The organism is Pseudomonas sp. B21-040 (assembly GCF_024748695.1).
GTDB lineage: Bacteria > Pseudomonadota > Gammaproteobacteria > Pseudomonadales > Pseudomonadaceae > Aquipseudomonas.
Map to the genome: position 1 here is coordinate 4,781,482 of NZ_CP087176.1, position 15,760 is coordinate 4,797,241.

General features: G+C 59.2%; 19 protein-coding genes. 7 read left to right on the plus strand and 12 right to left on the minus strand.

Annotation, left to right across the window (positions count from 1 at the left end):
- Window position 1: 1 nt before the first annotated feature.
- Entirely contained in the window at window positions 2–484 is a 483-nt protein-coding gene (locus tag LOY55_RS21865; protein ID WP_109787130.1) for a GreA/GreB family elongation factor, read from the plus strand.
- Here the strand turns inward: LOY55_RS21865 and cysB are convergent.
- The 5 genes from cysB to LOY55_RS21890 form a co-directional block, all read right to left on the minus strand.
- Window positions 481–1,455 (minus strand): HTH-type transcriptional regulator CysB, encoded by a 975-nt coding sequence (gene cysB, locus LOY55_RS21870; RefSeq protein WP_046031804.1) that lies wholly within the window; start codon window positions 1,453–1,455, stop codon window positions 481–483. The two genes, LOY55_RS21865 and cysB, sit on opposite strands and share 4 nt — an antisense overlap.
- A gap of 113 nt (window positions 1,456–1,568) precedes the next feature.
- Window positions 1,569–2,072, minus strand: a complete 504-nt coding sequence (locus LOY55_RS21875) for a universal stress protein (RefSeq protein WP_109787131.1) — start codon at window positions 2,070–2,072, stop codon at window positions 1,569–1,571.
- 94 nt (window positions 2,073–2,166) lie between these two features.
- Complete coding sequence (locus LOY55_RS21880; protein ID WP_109787132.1) at window positions 2,167–3,072, minus strand: 5'-nucleotidase; 906 nt, start codon at window positions 3,070–3,072, stop codon at window positions 2,167–2,169.
- Between the two features lie 24 nt (window positions 3,073–3,096).
- On the minus strand, window positions 3,097–4,053 hold the full coding sequence (locus tag LOY55_RS21885) for a putative 2-dehydropantoate 2-reductase (RefSeq protein ID WP_109787133.1): 957 nt from the start codon (window positions 4,051–4,053) through the stop codon (window positions 3,097–3,099).
- Window positions 4,050–4,436, minus strand: coding sequence for a thioredoxin family protein (locus LOY55_RS21890; protein WP_046031800.1), 387 nt, complete (start codon window positions 4,434–4,436; stop codon window positions 4,050–4,052). The genes LOY55_RS21885 and LOY55_RS21890 overlap by 4 nt, the downstream gene beginning before the upstream one ends.
- Between LOY55_RS21890 and LOY55_RS21895 the strand changes: the two genes are divergently transcribed.
- Together LOY55_RS21895 and LOY55_RS21900 are read left to right on the plus strand one after the other, a co-directional pair.
- A complete protein-coding gene (locus LOY55_RS21895) occupies window positions 4,435–4,878 on the plus strand; it encodes a PilZ domain-containing protein (RefSeq protein WP_046031799.1) in 444 nt (147 codons plus the stop codon). The two genes, LOY55_RS21890 and LOY55_RS21895, sit on opposite strands and share 2 nt — an antisense overlap.
- Before the next feature lie 118 nt (window positions 4,879–4,996).
- Window positions 4,997–6,073 (plus strand): 3-deoxy-7-phosphoheptulonate synthase, encoded by a 1,077-nt coding sequence (locus LOY55_RS21900; RefSeq protein ID WP_046031798.1) that lies wholly within the window; start codon window positions 4,997–4,999, stop codon window positions 6,071–6,073.
- A gap of 65 nt (window positions 6,074–6,138) precedes the next feature.
- Here LOY55_RS21900 and LOY55_RS21905 read toward each other — a convergent pair whose 3' ends face one another.
- Window positions 6,139–6,420, minus strand: coding sequence for a GNAT family N-acetyltransferase (locus LOY55_RS21905; RefSeq protein ID WP_046031797.1), 282 nt, complete (start codon window positions 6,418–6,420; stop codon window positions 6,139–6,141).
- A gap of 640 nt (window positions 6,421–7,060) precedes the next feature.
- Here LOY55_RS21905 and oprI point away from each other — a divergent pair.
- Window positions 7,061–7,312, plus strand: coding sequence for an outer membrane lipoprotei OprI (oprI, locus tag LOY55_RS21910; RefSeq protein WP_003199355.1), 252 nt, complete (start codon window positions 7,061–7,063; stop codon window positions 7,310–7,312).
- 124 nt (window positions 7,313–7,436) lie between these two features.
- On the opposite strand, the gene LOY55_RS21915 is transcribed toward oprI, so the two are convergent.
- The 3 genes from LOY55_RS21915 to LOY55_RS21925 form a co-directional block, all read right to left on the minus strand.
- Window positions 7,437–8,408 carry a L,D-transpeptidase family protein gene (locus LOY55_RS21915; RefSeq protein ID WP_046031795.1) on the minus strand — a complete coding sequence of 324 codons (972 nt, stop codon included), beginning with the start codon at window positions 8,406–8,408 and terminating at the stop codon, window positions 7,437–7,439.
- A 99-nt stretch (window positions 8,409–8,507) separates the two neighbouring features.
- A complete protein-coding gene (locus tag LOY55_RS21920) occupies window positions 8,508–8,801 on the minus strand; it encodes a hypothetical protein (RefSeq protein ID WP_003226812.1) in 294 nt (97 codons plus the stop codon).
- A 56-nt stretch (window positions 8,802–8,857) separates the two neighbouring features.
- Window positions 8,858–9,463 carry an arylesterase gene (locus tag LOY55_RS21925; RefSeq protein WP_258666677.1) on the minus strand — a complete coding sequence of 202 codons (606 nt, stop codon included), beginning with the start codon at window positions 9,461–9,463 and terminating at the stop codon, window positions 8,858–8,860.
- A gap of 10 nt (window positions 9,464–9,473) precedes the next feature.
- Between LOY55_RS21925 and LOY55_RS21930 the strand changes: the two genes are divergently transcribed.
- From LOY55_RS21930 to greB, 3 genes are read left to right on the plus strand one after another with little or no spacing between them, the layout of a single operon-like run.
- Window positions 9,474–10,157 (plus strand): ABC transporter ATP-binding protein, encoded by a 684-nt coding sequence (locus LOY55_RS21930; RefSeq protein ID WP_046031793.1) that lies wholly within the window; start codon window positions 9,474–9,476, stop codon window positions 10,155–10,157.
- On the plus strand, window positions 10,157–12,661 hold the full coding sequence (locus tag LOY55_RS21935; protein WP_258666681.1) for an ABC transporter permease: 2,505 nt from the start codon (window positions 10,157–10,159) through the stop codon (window positions 12,659–12,661). The genes LOY55_RS21930 and LOY55_RS21935 overlap by 1 nt, the downstream gene beginning before the upstream one ends.
- A gap of 34 nt (window positions 12,662–12,695) precedes the next feature.
- Window positions 12,696–13,193: a transcription elongation factor GreB gene (gene greB, locus LOY55_RS21940; protein ID WP_033057207.1), complete on the plus strand. Its 498-nt coding sequence runs from the start codon at window positions 12,696–12,698 to the stop codon at window positions 13,191–13,193.
- 3 nt (window positions 13,194–13,196) lie between these two features.
- On the opposite strand, the gene LOY55_RS21945 is transcribed toward greB, so the two are convergent.
- The 3 genes from LOY55_RS21945 to LOY55_RS21955 all read right to left on the minus strand — a co-directional run bounded on the left by LOY55_RS21945 (window position 13,197) and on the right by LOY55_RS21955 (window position 15,713).
- On the minus strand, window positions 13,197–13,505 hold the full coding sequence (locus tag LOY55_RS21945; protein WP_046031791.1) for a hypothetical protein: 309 nt from the start codon (window positions 13,503–13,505) through the stop codon (window positions 13,197–13,199).
- A gap of 248 nt (window positions 13,506–13,753) precedes the next feature.
- Entirely contained in the window at window positions 13,754–14,188 is a 435-nt protein-coding gene (locus LOY55_RS21950) for a DoxX family protein (RefSeq protein WP_109787135.1), read from the minus strand.
- 103 nt (window positions 14,189–14,291) lie between these two features.
- Window positions 14,292–15,713 (minus strand): transglycosylase SLT domain-containing protein, encoded by a 1,422-nt coding sequence (locus LOY55_RS21955; RefSeq protein ID WP_046031789.1) that lies wholly within the window; start codon window positions 15,711–15,713, stop codon window positions 14,292–14,294.
- Window positions 15,714–15,760 lie beyond the last annotated feature (47 nt).

The following is a 15,760-nucleotide window of genomic DNA, read 5'->3' on the forward strand; positions in this document are numbered from 1 at the left end:
CATGAACAAACAGACCGTCCACCAATTGATTCTCGACAAGCTGCGGGTTGATCTCGACATCGCCGAACGTGCCGCGCAAACCGCGTACGAAACCGCGACCCACGAAGAGAACATCGCCGAAAACAAGTACGACACCCTGGGCCTGGAAGCCTCCTATCTGGCGGCCGGACAGGCCAGACGGGTGGAAGAAATCAGGCAGTCACTGACGCTGTGCCAGAACCTGACATTGCGCCCCTATGACGATCAGCGCGGCATCGAGGTCGGCGCATTGCTTGGCCTGGAAGACGAAAAAGGTCGCGAGCAATGGCTATTTCTGGCCCCCGATGCCGCTGGTCTGAAGGTCGATCTGGTGGGGCAATGGATTACCGTCATCACCCCCCGTTCGCCGCTGGGCAAAAGCCTGCTGGGCAAATACGAAGGGGATGACGTGGAGATTCTGGTGGCGGGTGCCCGGCAACAGTTTTCTGTTACAGAGGTGGTCTAGTGAACCGGTAGTTCGACGCCGTCGAACAGCTCTTCCAGTTCTTGCTTGTTGTGGCACGCAATGGCTTTAGCCATGACTTCGCGAGTCAGGTGCGGGGCAAATTTCTCGATGAAGTCGCACATGAAGCCACGCAGGAAAGTGCCGCGACGGAAGCCGATCTTGGTGATGCTGGATTCGAACAGCTCACTGGCATCGAGCACCACCAGATCGCTGTCGAGTTTGGCATCGACCGCCATTTTCGCCACGATACCCACGCCCAGGCCCAGGCGCACATACGTCTTGATGACGTCAGCGTCGGCGGCGGTGAATACCACTTTGGGTGTCAGGCCGCGATGGCTGAACGCTTCGTCGAGTTTCGAGCGGCCGGTAAAACCGAACACGTAAGTCACGATCGGGTATTCGGCGAGCGCTTCGAGGGTCAGCTTCGACAGCTTGGTCAACGGGTGGCCTTGGGGCACTACGACGCAGCGGTTCCAGCGATAGCACGGCATCATCACCAGGTCGCCGAACAACTCCAGTGCTTCGGTGGCGATGGCGAAATCCACAGTGCCGTCAGCGGCCATTTCAGCGATCTGCATCGGCGAACCCTGGTGCATGTGCAGGGCAACGTCCGGATACTGCTTGATGAAACTGCTGATCACCGGCGGCAACGCATAACGCGCCTGGGTATGCGTGGTGGCGATCGACAGGGTGCCCTTCTTCTCGTTGGAGAATTCCTGGGCGATCTGCTTGATGCTTTCAACCTTGCGCAAAATCTCGCCAGCGGTCGTGATGATGCGTTCGCCGGCCGGGGTGACACGGGTCAGGTGCTTGCCGCTGCGAGCGAAAACCTCAACCCCCAATTCGTCTTCCAGCAGACGGATCTGCTTGCTGATACCCGGTTGCGAGGTGTAAAGGCTTTGGGCGGTAGCGGAAACGTTGAGGTCGTGGTGCGCCACTTCCCAGATGTAGCGCAATTGTTGAAGCTTCATATGAATCCCTCAAAGCAGGTAGACGCCACGGGCATCAGCGACGGTATATAACTATATTAATGGCGTGAAGAATAAATCTAGAACTTTTTTGTCAAATTGCCACTATTCGTGTTCTAGCGATCACCTTGGCGGCGACGCTCCACCAGCGGCACCAGATAAACCGGCACTCTCGCCAGCTGCAACACGCGTGCGGCGGTCCTGCCCAAAGGCGTTTCCGCGCCGGCACCATGGCTGTGACTACCTACGATCAGTAAATCCACCGAGAGTTTCTGCGCCTGGTCGAGAATCACTTGCGACGGATCCCCCTGTAGCACCCGCACGGCTTGAATCCGCGCCAGGTCCTGCTCCCCTTCGTCCCCCAACTCTTCGCGAAAACTGTCGAGCACCCGCTGCTCGATACTGGCAATCACCGTGCTCAGTCCCTGGCTGTGAAATTCGTTCAACGCCTGCTCATCGAGGTAACTCTGAAGCACCGACTCGGCAAACAGGCCCATAGGTTCAACCGCATGCACCACATACAAATCGGCATTGAATGTCCGCGCCAGCGCCAAGGCGTGCTGCATTACAAACGGTGCGTACAGGCCGAGGTCAGTGGCATACAGCATCGACCGAATCATATGACCTCCTCGCGAGCCAACATGGTGGAGATTGATTCAGCTTAGCAGTGCCTTGGCGAGTGCGATGCTCTGCGTAACGCGTTGAACGATGGGCTTAAATCTTTTGCTCGTTGCTTATGCCATGCGGGACATGACCGGTGGCGACGACTTCGCGGGCCAATTCGCAGTGACCGGCCTGATCGTCGAAAAACACGTCGGCGGCAAAGGCTTCGAGAAAGGCCGATTTGGTCAGGCCACCCAGAAACAGCGACTCGTCCAGCCGGATGTCCCATTCGCGCAACGTGCGAATGACTCGCTCATGGGCCGGCGCCGAACGCGCGGTGACCAACGCCGTGCGAATCGGGCAGTCGTCGTCGGGAAACTCGCGCTGCAACAGATTGAGAGCTGCCAGGAAGCCTTTGAACGGCCCTCCGCGCAACGGCTCACGGGCGGCTTCGCGCTCGCTGGCCTGAAACGCTTCCAGGCCACCAGACTGGTAGACACGCTCCGACTCGTCGGAAAACAGCACCGCATCACCGTCGAAGGCAATCCGCAATTCATCGCTGGCCGCGCGGCTGGCACCGCCCGACAAAATGGTTGCTGCCGCGAAACCGGCGTCCAGCGCACTGCGCACGTCTTCGGCATGCGTCGACAGAAACAGGTCGCAGCCAAAGGCTTTGAGATACGGATAAGGACTGCGCCCGCCGACAAACGCCGCACGAGAAATCGCCAGCCCATAATGGTGAATCGAGTTAAACACCCGCAAACCGGTGTCGGCGCTGTTGCGCGACACCAGGATCACCTCGACCCGTGAGCGGCCGAGATGGGTATTGAGGTTCAGGAGTTTTTGCACCAGAGGGAAGGCATCACCGGGCTCGAGGATTTCGTCTTCGTGTTCAATCTGATATTGCCGGTAAGCCTCGACGCCACTCGACAGGTAAACCTTGTGGCTCTCGCTCAGGTCGAACAGTGCTCGCGAAGAAATCGCCAGCACCAGTTTGTCGTCTATGCCCTTTACCATGCCCTTCCCCCCAGATTGATCGACTCAGGTGTTACGTCGATCGATAAAACTCAAACTGCGATACAAGGCCTCGATAAGCGGTAACTCGCACCCCGCCGCTTTGGCCGCCGCCAGGGGCCGTGCGTAAATCGCGGCCAGCTCCAGCGGTCGTTTGTGCAGAAAATCGTGGTACATGCTCGGCCAGTAATCCGGCATTTTCTCGGTCACCATGAACAGATGGTCGGCGTAACCGGCCGGCACGTCGTGTCCACAGGCGGTTGCCCCCAGAACCACTTCGGCCATCAAGGCCTTGATCAGTTCCCGGCTGTCGGCATCGGCCATCAAAGGCGTGGTGCTGGCTCCCAGCAACACCGACAGGCCGTTGTAAGGGATATTCCAGACCAGTTTTTGCCAGCGCGCCTGGTGCAGGTTAGCCATGGCCTGGGAATCGATGCCGGCCGTACGGAACAGGCCAACACCCTCCTCGACAATTGCGGTGCGCGTTAACTCATCGGCCGCGAGGCCGCTGTGGTAACCGACATGCACCGCGCCAAGGGCTTGATGGGTAATGACACCCGGGCCCTCGCGATGTACGCAGATATAACAGAGCCCACCGAGCACATGCAGCGAATCGGGAAGCCTCTCACGCAGACTGTCTTCAACGTCCAGGCCATTTTGCAACACCAACACCTTGGCGTTGGGTGCTGCGGCTTGAAGGATCGCCGGTGCCAGGTCCGCGTTGCTGGTGGTTTTTGCGCCCACCAGCAACCAGTCGCAGGGCGGCATGTCTTCGGCCGACGAATAGGCCTGCACCGGGTTCAATGTCAGCGCGCCATGAACCGCGCTGTCGAGTTGCAGCCCACGCTCGGCCACCACTGAAAACTCACTGCGCAGCAAGAAGTGCACATCGAAACCGGCACGCGCCAGCATCATCCCGTAGAACCCGCCGATTGCACCGGTTCCGATTACACCGATTGTCGGCTTGGTGACTGCCCCCATCATGGCAACTCCTCTGCTGTTTTCATCAGCGCCCGCCCGACCGCTTCATTGAGTTCGGTACCGGTCAGGCGCGATTTTAGTGCCCCGAAAAACTCGCCGTCGCGCACGACAAACAGCGCTGGCAAATGAAAAACCTGATAACGCTCGACCACCCCGCCATTGTTCCCGGCATCGATCCAGCACAGTCGATCAACGTTTAGATCGAGCCCTGGCAGTTGCTCACGGGCAAATCGGCAACTGGCGCAACCGACGCTGGTGAAAATCACCAGGGATACGCCGCTCATCGCCAGCAGCCGTTGGTCGGCATCGAAATCGGTCAGTTCCAATTCGACCACTATACTGGGGGAAACAATGTCAGATGGCCGACACAGGGAGTCCGTGTTCATGGGACGTTTTATTCCTCATCCTGACGATGTGCCCGTCGAATTAACGTTACTGACGCATGAGTGCATCTCGCGACAGCGCTTGCACACTATCAGCCTCGGGGGCATGGCTTGCAATTATCACCGGGCCTGGCGCCACGGCACGGCGCTGGAAGTGCGCATGCCCACCTTAAACCCCGACATGCGTTATCTGGGCTATGTGGCCTGGTGCCTGCGACGCAAACGCGGCTATCTGGTGGGTATTGCTTTCGTCGATGAACAGATGCTGTTCAGCGCCCGGATGGGCGAGCAGGTGTGCCAGATCGAACGCTATTGCCGCCTGCATGACGCGCATGACGACTTGCAGGGTATTCAGGCGCTGGCCCTCGAATGGGTCCAGCAGCATGCCGACGAGTTCTCTCACGACACCGTACGCAAGGCATTTGCGCAGCCAATGCTGGATTAAACCCATTGTCGAGCAGGCGGATAACGCGCTAAGGTTCGGCTCCCCGACGCGCTTAATTTGCTGTGCTCCGCCGCGCGGGTTCGCTGGCGGCCGGCACCCGTGACCTGACGAGTAAACGATGGCTGATTTACCGATCAACGACCTAAACGTCGCCTCCAACGAGACTCTGATCACTCCTGATCAGCTCAAGCGCGATATCCCCCTGAGCGACGCTGCCCTGCGCACCGTCACCAAGGGCCGCGAAGTCATTCGCAACATTCTGGATGGCACCGACCACCGCCTGTTCGTCGTCATCGGGCCTTGCTCGATCCACGACATCAAGGCCGCCCACGAATACGCCGAGCGCCTGAAAGTGCTCGCCGCCGAAGTGTCCGATACCCTGTATCTGGTCATGCGCGTGTATTTCGAGAAGCCACGCACCACCGTCGGCTGGAAAGGCTTGATCAACGACCCCTACCTGGACGACTCGTTCAAGATCCAGGACGGCTTGCACATCGGTCGCCAGTTGTTGCTGGACCTGGCCGAAAAAGGCCTGCCGACCGCCACCGAAGCCCTCGACCCGATCTCCCCGCAATACTTGCAGGACCTGATCAGCTGGTCGGCCATCGGCGCACGCACCACCGAATCCCAGACCCACCGCGAAATGGCTTCCGGCCTGTCTTCGGCGGTCGGCTTCAAGAACGGCACCGACGGCGGCCTGACAGTGGCGATCAACGCCCTGCAATCGGTATCCAGCCCGCACCGCTTCCTGGGTATCAACCAGGAGGGTGGCGTGTCGATCGTCACCACCAAGGGCAACGCTTACGGCCATGTGGTCTTGCGCGGCGGCAACGGCAAGCCGAACTATGACTCGGTCAGCGTCGCGCTCTGCGAGCAAGCGCTGAACAAGGCGAAGATCAAGCCAAACATCATGGTTGATTGCAGCCACGCCAACTCCAACAAGGACCCGGCCCTGCAACCACTGGTGATGGAGAACGTCGCCAACCAGATTCTGGAAGGCAACAAGTCGATCATCGGCTTGATGGTCGAGAGTCACCTGAACTGGGGCTGCCAGGCCATCCCGAAAGACCTCGCCGACCTGCAATACGGCGTATCGATCACCGACGCCTGCATCGACTGGTCCGCCACCGAAAACACCTTGCGCAGCATGCATGCCAAGCTCAAGGACGTGCTGCCAAAACGTGACCGCAACTGATCAACGTTTAGCGCACACAAAAACGCCAGGCTTAAACCTGGCGTTTTTTTATGCGTTCGTTTTGATCACAGCTTGGCAGCGTGCCGTTGGTGACGCTCCATGTAGCGCTCAACGTAGGAGCACGATGGAATGACGGTGTAACCCATTTCGTCTGCGTACTCCAACGCCTTCTCGGTCAAGGCTGCTGCAATGCCGCGTCCCCGCAATGCGTTGGGCACGAATGTGCGATAGATATCCAGGGTCTGTTTCCCCAGATCCATATAGGTCAGGTAGGCACGATGACCGTCCACACTGGTCTCGAACTGATGACCAGCCTGGTCATGGTGGATGGACAACGCCTCGCTCATCACTACTCCTCGCGGGTCTTGAATTCTGACCCCTACCTTACCGATGTTTTTCCGGCGAAGGAACATCTACGCCACCCCGTGCCAATGGACACCGAGAAGAACTGCACCGATCTCGCGCAACCGAGCACGTATCAAATAGTAGGCACCATTGGCAAAAATGCTCAAGGTACGCTCGTCATCATGCTCAACTGGCGGGTGCTGCTTCAGGGAACGCAGGGACGGCTCGACCGGCGGTCTTTGCGGGTCGAAAGCCTGAACATTGCCGGATGTTGAGACTTAAGACGAACCCGCGATTTTAAAGTCACCTCTACATGGATAAAGATTATGAGGGCCGCTGCGCAAAATTCGAACGAAAGTATGGACGAGTTCATCTAGCCAGACTTTAGCCAAGACTGAAAAAAAACGCCGTGAGTGCCGGGAACTTTTCCTCACCGCTTCGCTCAGGCTCGGGCCTCGTAGCTGGATATTTTTTAAACAATGCAGTTAAAAGTTGCTCGAAAAAGAATCAACGCCTACAATTTTTTTTGCTTCTTGCGTTACGTCAGTTTACTTACGAGTAGTAATGAGTAGTATGTACGCCGGCTATTTCCTCACTCTGAGGAGACAGCTACTTAATTGAAAGTCCTTGAAGGGGAACACGATGAACAACGTTCTGAAATTCTCTGCTCTGGCTCTGGCCGCAGTTCTGGCTACCGGTTGCAGCAGCGCATCGAAAGAAACAGAAGCACGTCTGACCGCTACTGAAGACGCAGCAGCTCGCTCCCAAGCTCGTGCAGACGAAGCTTACCGTAAAGCTGATGAAGCTCTGGCTGCTGCTCAAAAAGCACAACAGACTGCTGACGAAGCTAACGAGCGTGCTCTGCGCATGCTGGACAAAGCTAGCCGCAAGTAATAATCCCTCGGGATTGTTATCAAGCCGACCCATTTTATGGGTCGGCTTTTTTGTTGCCGGGTGTTTTCTTCCGGCAATAAAAAACCCGCCGACGCAACCTGCGTCGGCGGGTTTCTTTCAAGCCTTACTGCAATGGATCGAGCGGTGCACTCGACATCATTGGCGCAGCCCCGTTCGGCACAGCGATTTCCACCGGCAGGCCATCTTCAGCGGCGACCACGTCGCGCACCACATCCCAATTCATACGTAGGTTGTTAGTGATGTCTTCACGCTTGAGCATCGCGTTGATAACCGCAGTGTGCTTGTCGACCACCGAAGGGTTGCCCTTGTCATCCAGTGGCGTGTGCGCTTCCAGATAAACCTTGCCGGCACTCACACCGAACTTGTACGGGTCGTTGATGATCCGCACCGACGTACCGACCGGCACCATGCCAGCCATTTCCAGCACGTTGTTGTTGAACATGCGGAAGCAGCCATGACTGGTACGCATGCCGATGCCAAACTTCTTGTTAGAGCCGTGGATCAGGTAGCCCGGTGTACCCAGAGTGAACTTGAACGGCCCCAGAGGGTTGTCTGGGCCTGCCGGCACCACATTAGGCAGCGGATCTCCGTCGGCGGCGTGCTCGGCCTTGATCGACGCTGGAGGCGTCCAGGTCGGGTTCGGCGTCTTCGCGGTGATGCTGGTGTGGGCAATCGGCGAACCCCAGCCCTCACGACCGATACCCAACGGGAACGTGTACACCACGTTCTTGCCTTTCGGGTAGTAGTAGAGGCGGTACTCGGCCAGGTTGATCACGATGCCTTCACGCGGTCCCGGTGGCAGGATGAAACGTGTTGGCAGAATGATTTCGGTGCCGGCGCCCGGCAACCATGCATCAACTCCAGGGTTGGCCGCGACCATTTCCGTGTAGCCCAGGTCGTAGGCGGTACCAAGGTCGGCGAAGGTATCTTCGTATTTGGCCTTGATCACTTGCACCTGACCGATGATGTCTTCACCGGGCGGTGGCAGGGGAAACTCCAATGCTGCAACTGGACCGGCCGCAAACAACGCAGCAAGAGTCAGGCAGCGGGTAACGGCAGGAAAACGCGGCAACATCCGGAAAGTCCTTCGCAGGTCGACTAGGGTAAAAGCGCGATTGTACACCGCCGCCCGTAAATTCGGGGAGTTGGTCGATAGCAAGCTATCCTTGACGCCTTAGAGCTCGAAGCGCAGCTCTGGCCAGATGGGCGAAGTGCCGCGCTTTTGCGATTCCAGAATGGCTCGGCACAGCGAGCACAGTCGCTGGTCCTGAAACACACGACGGTCGACGCTCGACCAGCGTGGCTGTGCCGGCAACAGGCTGCCGCACAAGGTTCGGTCCGCCGAGCCGCCCAGTTCCAGCTGACGCGTCACCAGATGCACCCGCACTTCCTGGCAGGCGAACAGATCCAGCTGTTCGTCAGGCTCGATCAGTTGGTAGGCAAAAAGTGACCAGGCGGGACGCGGCATCGGGGGCTCCAAATCGGGGGCGCCACCTTAGCCGAAAGCCTGCTTCTAGAAAAGTCTCATAACAGTGGTTTTAGCGTAGGCCAGACATTTTCCAGCAACTTGTCCTGAGCCCCGGCCGCCGGGTGTATGCCGTCGGCCTGCATCAGGTCTGGATGACCGCCCACACCGTCGAGAAAAAACGGCACCAGCGGGATTTTCTTCTCATTGGCCAGGTTGCTGTAGACCTTGGCAAAGGCCTCGGTGTATCGAACGCCGTAATTGGGTGGCAATTGCATGCCCAACAGCAACACCTTGGCACCGCTGTCCTGAGAGTTGTCGATCATCGCCGCAAGGTTTTGTTGCAATTGCGTCGGAAGCAATCCACGCAGACCGTCATTGCCGCCCAACTCAAGGATGACCAACTCAGGCTTATGCTCTGCAAGCAGCGCGGGCAGGCGTGCCTGGCCTCCGGCACTGGTGTCGCCGCTGATGGACGCATTGATCACTTTGTCGTCGAAACCTTCGCGCTTGAGCCGTTGTTCAAGCAGTGAGACCCACCCCAACCGGGTATCCAGCCCGAAACCGGCGCTGATACTATCGCCAACGATCAGGACAGTACCCGCCGCTGCGTTCTGGGCCATGCACATCAAGGCCAGGCCAGCACTCAAAAACCACACACGCATCGGATTCTCCATGGGCGCAAGCATTCTCACCGCGAAGAACCTCAGCAAAGTGGTCCCCAGCGCGGAAGGTGAACTGACTATCCTGCACGAACTCAGCCTGGAACTGAACAAGGGCGACAGCCTGGCCATCGTCGGCGCCTCCGGTTCCGGCAAATCCACCCTCCTCGGCCTGCTGGCCGGCCTCGACCTGCCCAGCAGCGGCGAAGTCACGCTGGCCGGGCAAGGGCTGAGCGCACTCGACGAGGATCAACGTGCACGCATCCGGGCCGAGCATGTCGGTTTTGTTTTCCAGTCCTTTCAGCTGCTCGACAGCCTCAACGCGTTGGAAAACGTCATGTTGCCGCTGGAACTCGATGGCCGCAAAGACGCCCGCGAGCGGGCCACCGAATTGCTGCAACGGGTCGGCCTGGGCCAGCGCCTGACGCACTCGCCGCGCCAGCTCTCGGGAGGTGAACAGCAACGTGTGGCGATTGCCCGGGCGTTTGCCGCCGAACCCGACGTGCTGTTTGCCGATGAACCCACCGGCAACCTCGACAGCCACACCGGCGAGCGCATCAGCGATCTGTTGTTCGAACTCAATCAGGAACGCGGCACGACGCTGGTGCTCGTGACGCACGACGAACGCCTGGCACATCGCTGCCGGCGTCTGATCCGCCTTGAAGCCGGCCTGCTGGTCGCCCCTCTGGAGCCTTGATGGCACGCCTGCCGCTGTTGCGCCTGTTCAGTCTTGCCATCCGCCAACTGCTGCGCGACGCCCGCGCCGGTGAATTGCGGGTGTTGTTCTTCGCCTTGCTGGTGGCCGTAGCGGCGAGCACCGCCATCGGTTACTTCGGCGCCCGCCTGAACGGCGCCATGATGTTGCGCGCCACCGAGTTTCTCGGTGCCGACCTGCTGCTCGAAGGCAGCTCACCGGCGCGTCCCGAACAGATCAACAGTGGCCTGGAATTAGGGCTCGAACACGCTCAAGTGGTGGAGTTCTCCAGCGTCATCGCCACCGACAATGGCATTCAACTGTCCAGCATCAAGGCGGCCGACGCGGTCTACCCACTGCGCGGCGAACTGAAAAGCGCCCCGACACCCTTCGCCCCGGAAGAACCCGGTGGCGGACCGAAACCCGGTGAAGCCTGGGTCGAAGCGCGCTTGCTGACAGCACTGGACCTGAAGATCGGCGACAGCATCGACGTCGGCCTGAAAACCCTGAAGCTGGCACGGGTGCTGACCTACGAACCCGACCGGGCGGGCAACTTCTACAGCCTGACACCACGCGTGCTGATCAACCTCGACGACCTAACCGCCACCGGTGTGGTGCAACCGGGTAGCCGGGTCAGCTACCGTGAACTCTGGCGCGGCAAAGCCGAGGCGCTGGAAACCTATCGTCAATTGATCAAGCCAGGACTGGCCGCCAACCAGCGGCTGCAGGATGCCCGCGACGGCAACCGACAAATTGGCGGCGCATTGGGCAAGGCCGAGCGCTACCTCAACATGGCGAGCCTGGTGGCCGTTCTTTTGTCCGGCGTGGCAGTCGCGCTGTCGGCAACACGCTTCGCTACCCGCCGATTCGATGCCAGTGCCTTGCTGCGCTGCCTGGGCCTGTCGCGCCGGGAAACCATGATGCTGTTCAGTTTGCAGTTGGCGGTACTGGGACTGCTCGCCAGCCTTAGTGGCGCTCTCCTGGGCTGGCTGGCACAGCTTGGGCTGTTTGCACTGCTGCATGACTTGTTACCAACCGATGTGCCACCGGGAGGTCTGCTGCCGGCCATCGCCGGGATCGGTACAGGGCTGGTGGCGCTGGCCGGTTTCGCCTTGCCGCCGCTCGCCGCACTCGGTCGCGTGCCACCGCTGCGGGTGCTGCGTCGGGACATGCTGCCGATCCCCTCCAGCACCTGGATGGTTTATGGCGCTGCGTTGGGTGCCCTAGGCCTGATCATGTGGCGCCTGAGCCTCGACCTGGTGCTGACCTTCGCTCTGCTCGGCGGTGGCGTGATCGCCGCGCTGGTGCTCGGCGGCTTGCTCCTGCTGCTGCTGAAAAGCCTACGGCGGCTGCTGGCCCGTGCTTCGCTACCCTGGCGCCTAGGGCTCGGCCAACTGCTGCGTCATCCATTGGCGGCCGCGGGACAAGCCTTGGCTTTCGGCCTGATTCTACTGTCCATGGCGCTGATCGCGTTGCTGCGGGGCGAACTGCTGGATACCTGGCAAAATCAACTGCCGAAAAATGCGCCGAACTATTTTGCGCTGAACATTCTGCCGGCGGACAAACAGGCCTTTACTGATCGCCTGATCGAACTGTCGGCGCAGTCCGCGCCGCTCTATCCCGTGGTGCCAGGGAGACTGATCAGCATCAATGACGTGCCCGTGCAAGACATCGTCAGCAAGGATTCGGCGGGTGATCGAGCGATTCAGCGCGACCTGAGCCTGACCTGGGCGGCCGACTTGCCGGCAGGTAACAAACTGAAGGCGGGCAACTGGTGGAGCGAACAGGCACCCGAAGCAGTACCTGGCGTTTCTGTTGAAGGCAAAGTCGCCGAAAGCCTAAAACTCAAGCTCGGCGATCATATGGTGTTTACCGTGGGCGGGGTCAACCGTGAAGCGAAAGTCACCAGCCTGCGAGACATCAACTGGGACAACTTCCAGCCAAACTTTTTCATGATCTTCCAGCCCGGCACTCTGAAGGATTTGCCGGCGACTTACCTGACCAGTTTCTATCTGGCGGCCGGGCATGATCAGCAGATTGTCGACCTGTCGCGCAGCTTCCCGGCGGTCACCATTCTGCAAGTCGAAGCCTTGCTGCAGCAGCTACGCAGCATCCTCGCCCAAGTCACGCTGGCGGTGGAATATGTGTTGCTGTTTGTACTGGCAGCGGGGATGGCGGTGTTGTTTTCCGGCTTGCAGGCAACACTCGATGAACGCATTCGCCAAGGCGCCCTGTTACGAGCACTGGGGGCCGAACGGCAATTGCTGGTGAAAGCCCGACGGATCGAGTTCGGATTACTCGGCGCAGTCAGCGGGCTATTGGCAGCACTGGGGTCGGAACTGGTGAGCCTGGTGCTCTACCGCTATGCCTTCGACCTGCCGTGGCATCCGCATCCGTGGTTGTTGGTGCTGCCATTGATCGGCGCAGTGCTGATTGGCGGCGCCGGTGTGTTCGGTACGCGTCGAGCCTTGAACGCCAGCCCACTGACAGTGTTGCGCGAGGGTTGATAGACTCAAGGCTTCTCCATCACAAGAAGTTGTCATGAGCCGCTATCGCCCTCCCCGCACCGCTGGCACCGCGCTGATCACCCCCGAAGGGGAGGCGCGGATGCGGGCCGAGTTTCACGAACTTTGGCATGTACGGCGACCGCAAGTAACGCAGTCTGTGAGCGAGGCCGCAGCTCAGGGTGATCGCTCCGAGAACGCGGAATACACCTACGGCAAAAAAATGCTGCGCGAAATAGACAGCCGTGTGCGCTTCCTCACCAAACGGCTGGAAGCGCTCAAAGTGGTTAGCGAGAAACCCAGCGACCCGAACAAAGTCTATTTTGGCGCCTGGGTCACCATCGAAGACGAGGACGGCAAAGAGTCGCGCTACCGCATCGTCGGCCCGGACGAGCTAGACCTGAAACTGGGGCTGATCAGCATCGACTCACCGCTCGCTCGCGCGCTGATCGGCAAGGCGCTGGACGCCGAAGTTCGCGTCCAGACACCTACCGGTGAGCAATGCGTGTATATCGTGGCGATTGAGTACCTTTGAACCTTAGCGTCGGGTAATCAAACCTTGCCGGGCAACGCGGGTCAGTTGCCTGATCACTTCAGGGGCGTCTTCAAGACTCGGCGATTGAATCACTGCCAGATCAAAGCTGTCGTTGGCAAATCGAGCCAGCGATTCACCGTCTTCGACAAACTGGATCAGAAATGCCGCAGGGCCGCCGGTACGGCGTGGCCAGCCATCGAGATAACGCAGAAGTGTCGGCTGATGTTGACCGCCAAGCAGGATTTTTGGATTGCGCTGGGTGAGATGTGCCGTGATCGGCGCGGGACGTACAACGGGGCTAAGTGCGTTCATCGAATCGTGTCTCTGCCTCAAAAGTCTGCATGGCAGGTGAGAGGCAACACCGAACCAGCGCTTTAGCGGTATTTCGAAGCCTGTTTCAAGCTTCTATCGGCAACTGAATGAGTCACCTGGCGCCCCGCAAGTAGCTGTTTAAATCGGCGCATGAGCAGCATCCTAGAGAAGCCGACACAGCAGTGTCAAGAATCACGCGCAACAAAAAAGGCCCGCGCAGTGCGGGCCTTTTAGTTGAGCCAGAGCGGTCAGTCGGTGATGGCACCGTCCAGCGACAGCTTGCCGGCACCTTCGATCAATACCGCGATACTGCCACCGAGCAGGGCCAGGGCGAATTCATAGCCGTTGTTGGCCATGAACAAGCCGTTGTGGATATGCACGGAGAAAATCGCAACCAGCGAGAGGATGGTCAGCCCCAGCGCCGCAGGACGTGTCAGCAGACCGATAATCAGGGCCAGACCGCCAAAGAACTCCGTCCCCCCGGCCAGAATCGCCATCAGATGACCCGGTGCAAGGCCCACGCTTTCCATGTATTGCGCGGTGCCGGCGATGCCGTAGCCACCAAACATGCCGAAGAGCTTCTGTGCGCCATGAGCCGCAAAAATGATCCCGACAACGATCCGTATGGCGGTCAGGCCGAAACCGGCGCGGGTAAACAGTACCTTGTTGATCAGTGAGCTCATGCTGTGTCATCCATTGTCAGTGTGTGTTCGTCGGGCGCCATATTAATCGATAAAACGAATGCTAAAAGCGCAATAATTGCGCCATAACAATCAGCTTAGTCGATCATTTACGAGAAACAACTTTTTGCCCCTGCGGCTCCAGCGATTCCCTCTCACGATCGAATGCCAAGTAGTACTTGTTGACGCTATTAACGTAGCTGACGGGTCCCATTCCCACCTGCTCCATGGCAATGCGCTCGACCTGGAAAAACCATTGATTAGGGTTAAGTCCACGCCGCCGGGCTTCGGCGCGCATTCCCTGAACCCGCTCCGGGCCAATGTTGTAGGCCGCCAGTACAAACGCCATGCGCTCACGTTCGTTGAGTTTGGGGCTGGCGAAGAACTTGCGACGGATCATGGCCAGGTACTTGGCACCGGCCTGGACATTGGCGTCGAGCTCCTGAATGTTGTTGACCCCGACCCGCTGGGCGGCGGACGGGGTGATTTGCATCAGGCCGGTGGGACCGCCACTGCCGCGGGCATTGGGCTGCAAGGCTGACTCCTTGAACGCCAGCGCCGCCAGGTTCAACCAGTCCATGCCTTGGGCATCGGCGTGTTTCTGCAGCACCGGCCGCAGTTTTTCCAGGCGTTGGCGATCGGCCTTGGCCAGTGGATAGTGCACTTGGTACAGACGCCGATAGATCCGCAGAAACGCCACGTCCTGGTCTGAAGGCTTCTTGTACGTCGTCAAAAACCGATCGATGCTCGCCCGCAGCATCGCCGCATCGCGGCGCACAAACCAGAACTCTTCGCCCGGATCGCTGATCAGCACCTGTTTGTCGAAGCGCAATTTGGGCAGGATCTTGCCCCAGCGCTCGGCAATCGGTTGCTCGACGATGGTCAGGTGAAAGATCCCGCCTTGAACCATCTCCAGCACATCTTCGACGGCAAGACTGGGATCGACCCACTCGATCGTTATCGGTGCCAGCTTGTGCAGTGCGAGTTTGGAATTGATCTGGCTCACCGCATCCCCGGCCGCACTGCCCGTGGGCAACGCCAGGGTTTTGCCGGAGAGTTGTTCGACCTTGGTGTAGCGACGCTCGCCTTTAATCCCCACCAGCACCAACGGGATGTTGCTGGCGATCGGCTCACTGCTGCTGACTGCGTGGCCCGGCTGTAAATCAAGCAACTCCCCCGGTGCGACCAGATCCCCCTCTCCACGCTGCAGGGCACCGAGCAATTGATCCTTGGCTTTGGGGATGATCTTGAGGGTGACTTCCTGACCGTCACGGGCATGACCGTTGAGGTATTGCTCGAAGGCGCGCAAGCGGTGGTATTCGACACCGATGGCCTGGCCCTGGACTTCGCCGGAGCTGTTGCGGCTCTGGTTGACCAGCACCCGCAATATGCGGCTGCTGCGTATTTCTGCCAGGTCGCGCACCTGCGCCGCCGGCACGGCTTGCAGCGGCCCGGCCAGACGCGCAACCGCCGGCATCGGCAGCAGCAACGAACAGCACAGCAATAGCAATATCGAGGGACGTATCATCCACTCTCCGGAAAGAATACTGGGCCGACTCCTCAAGTTTCATGGAA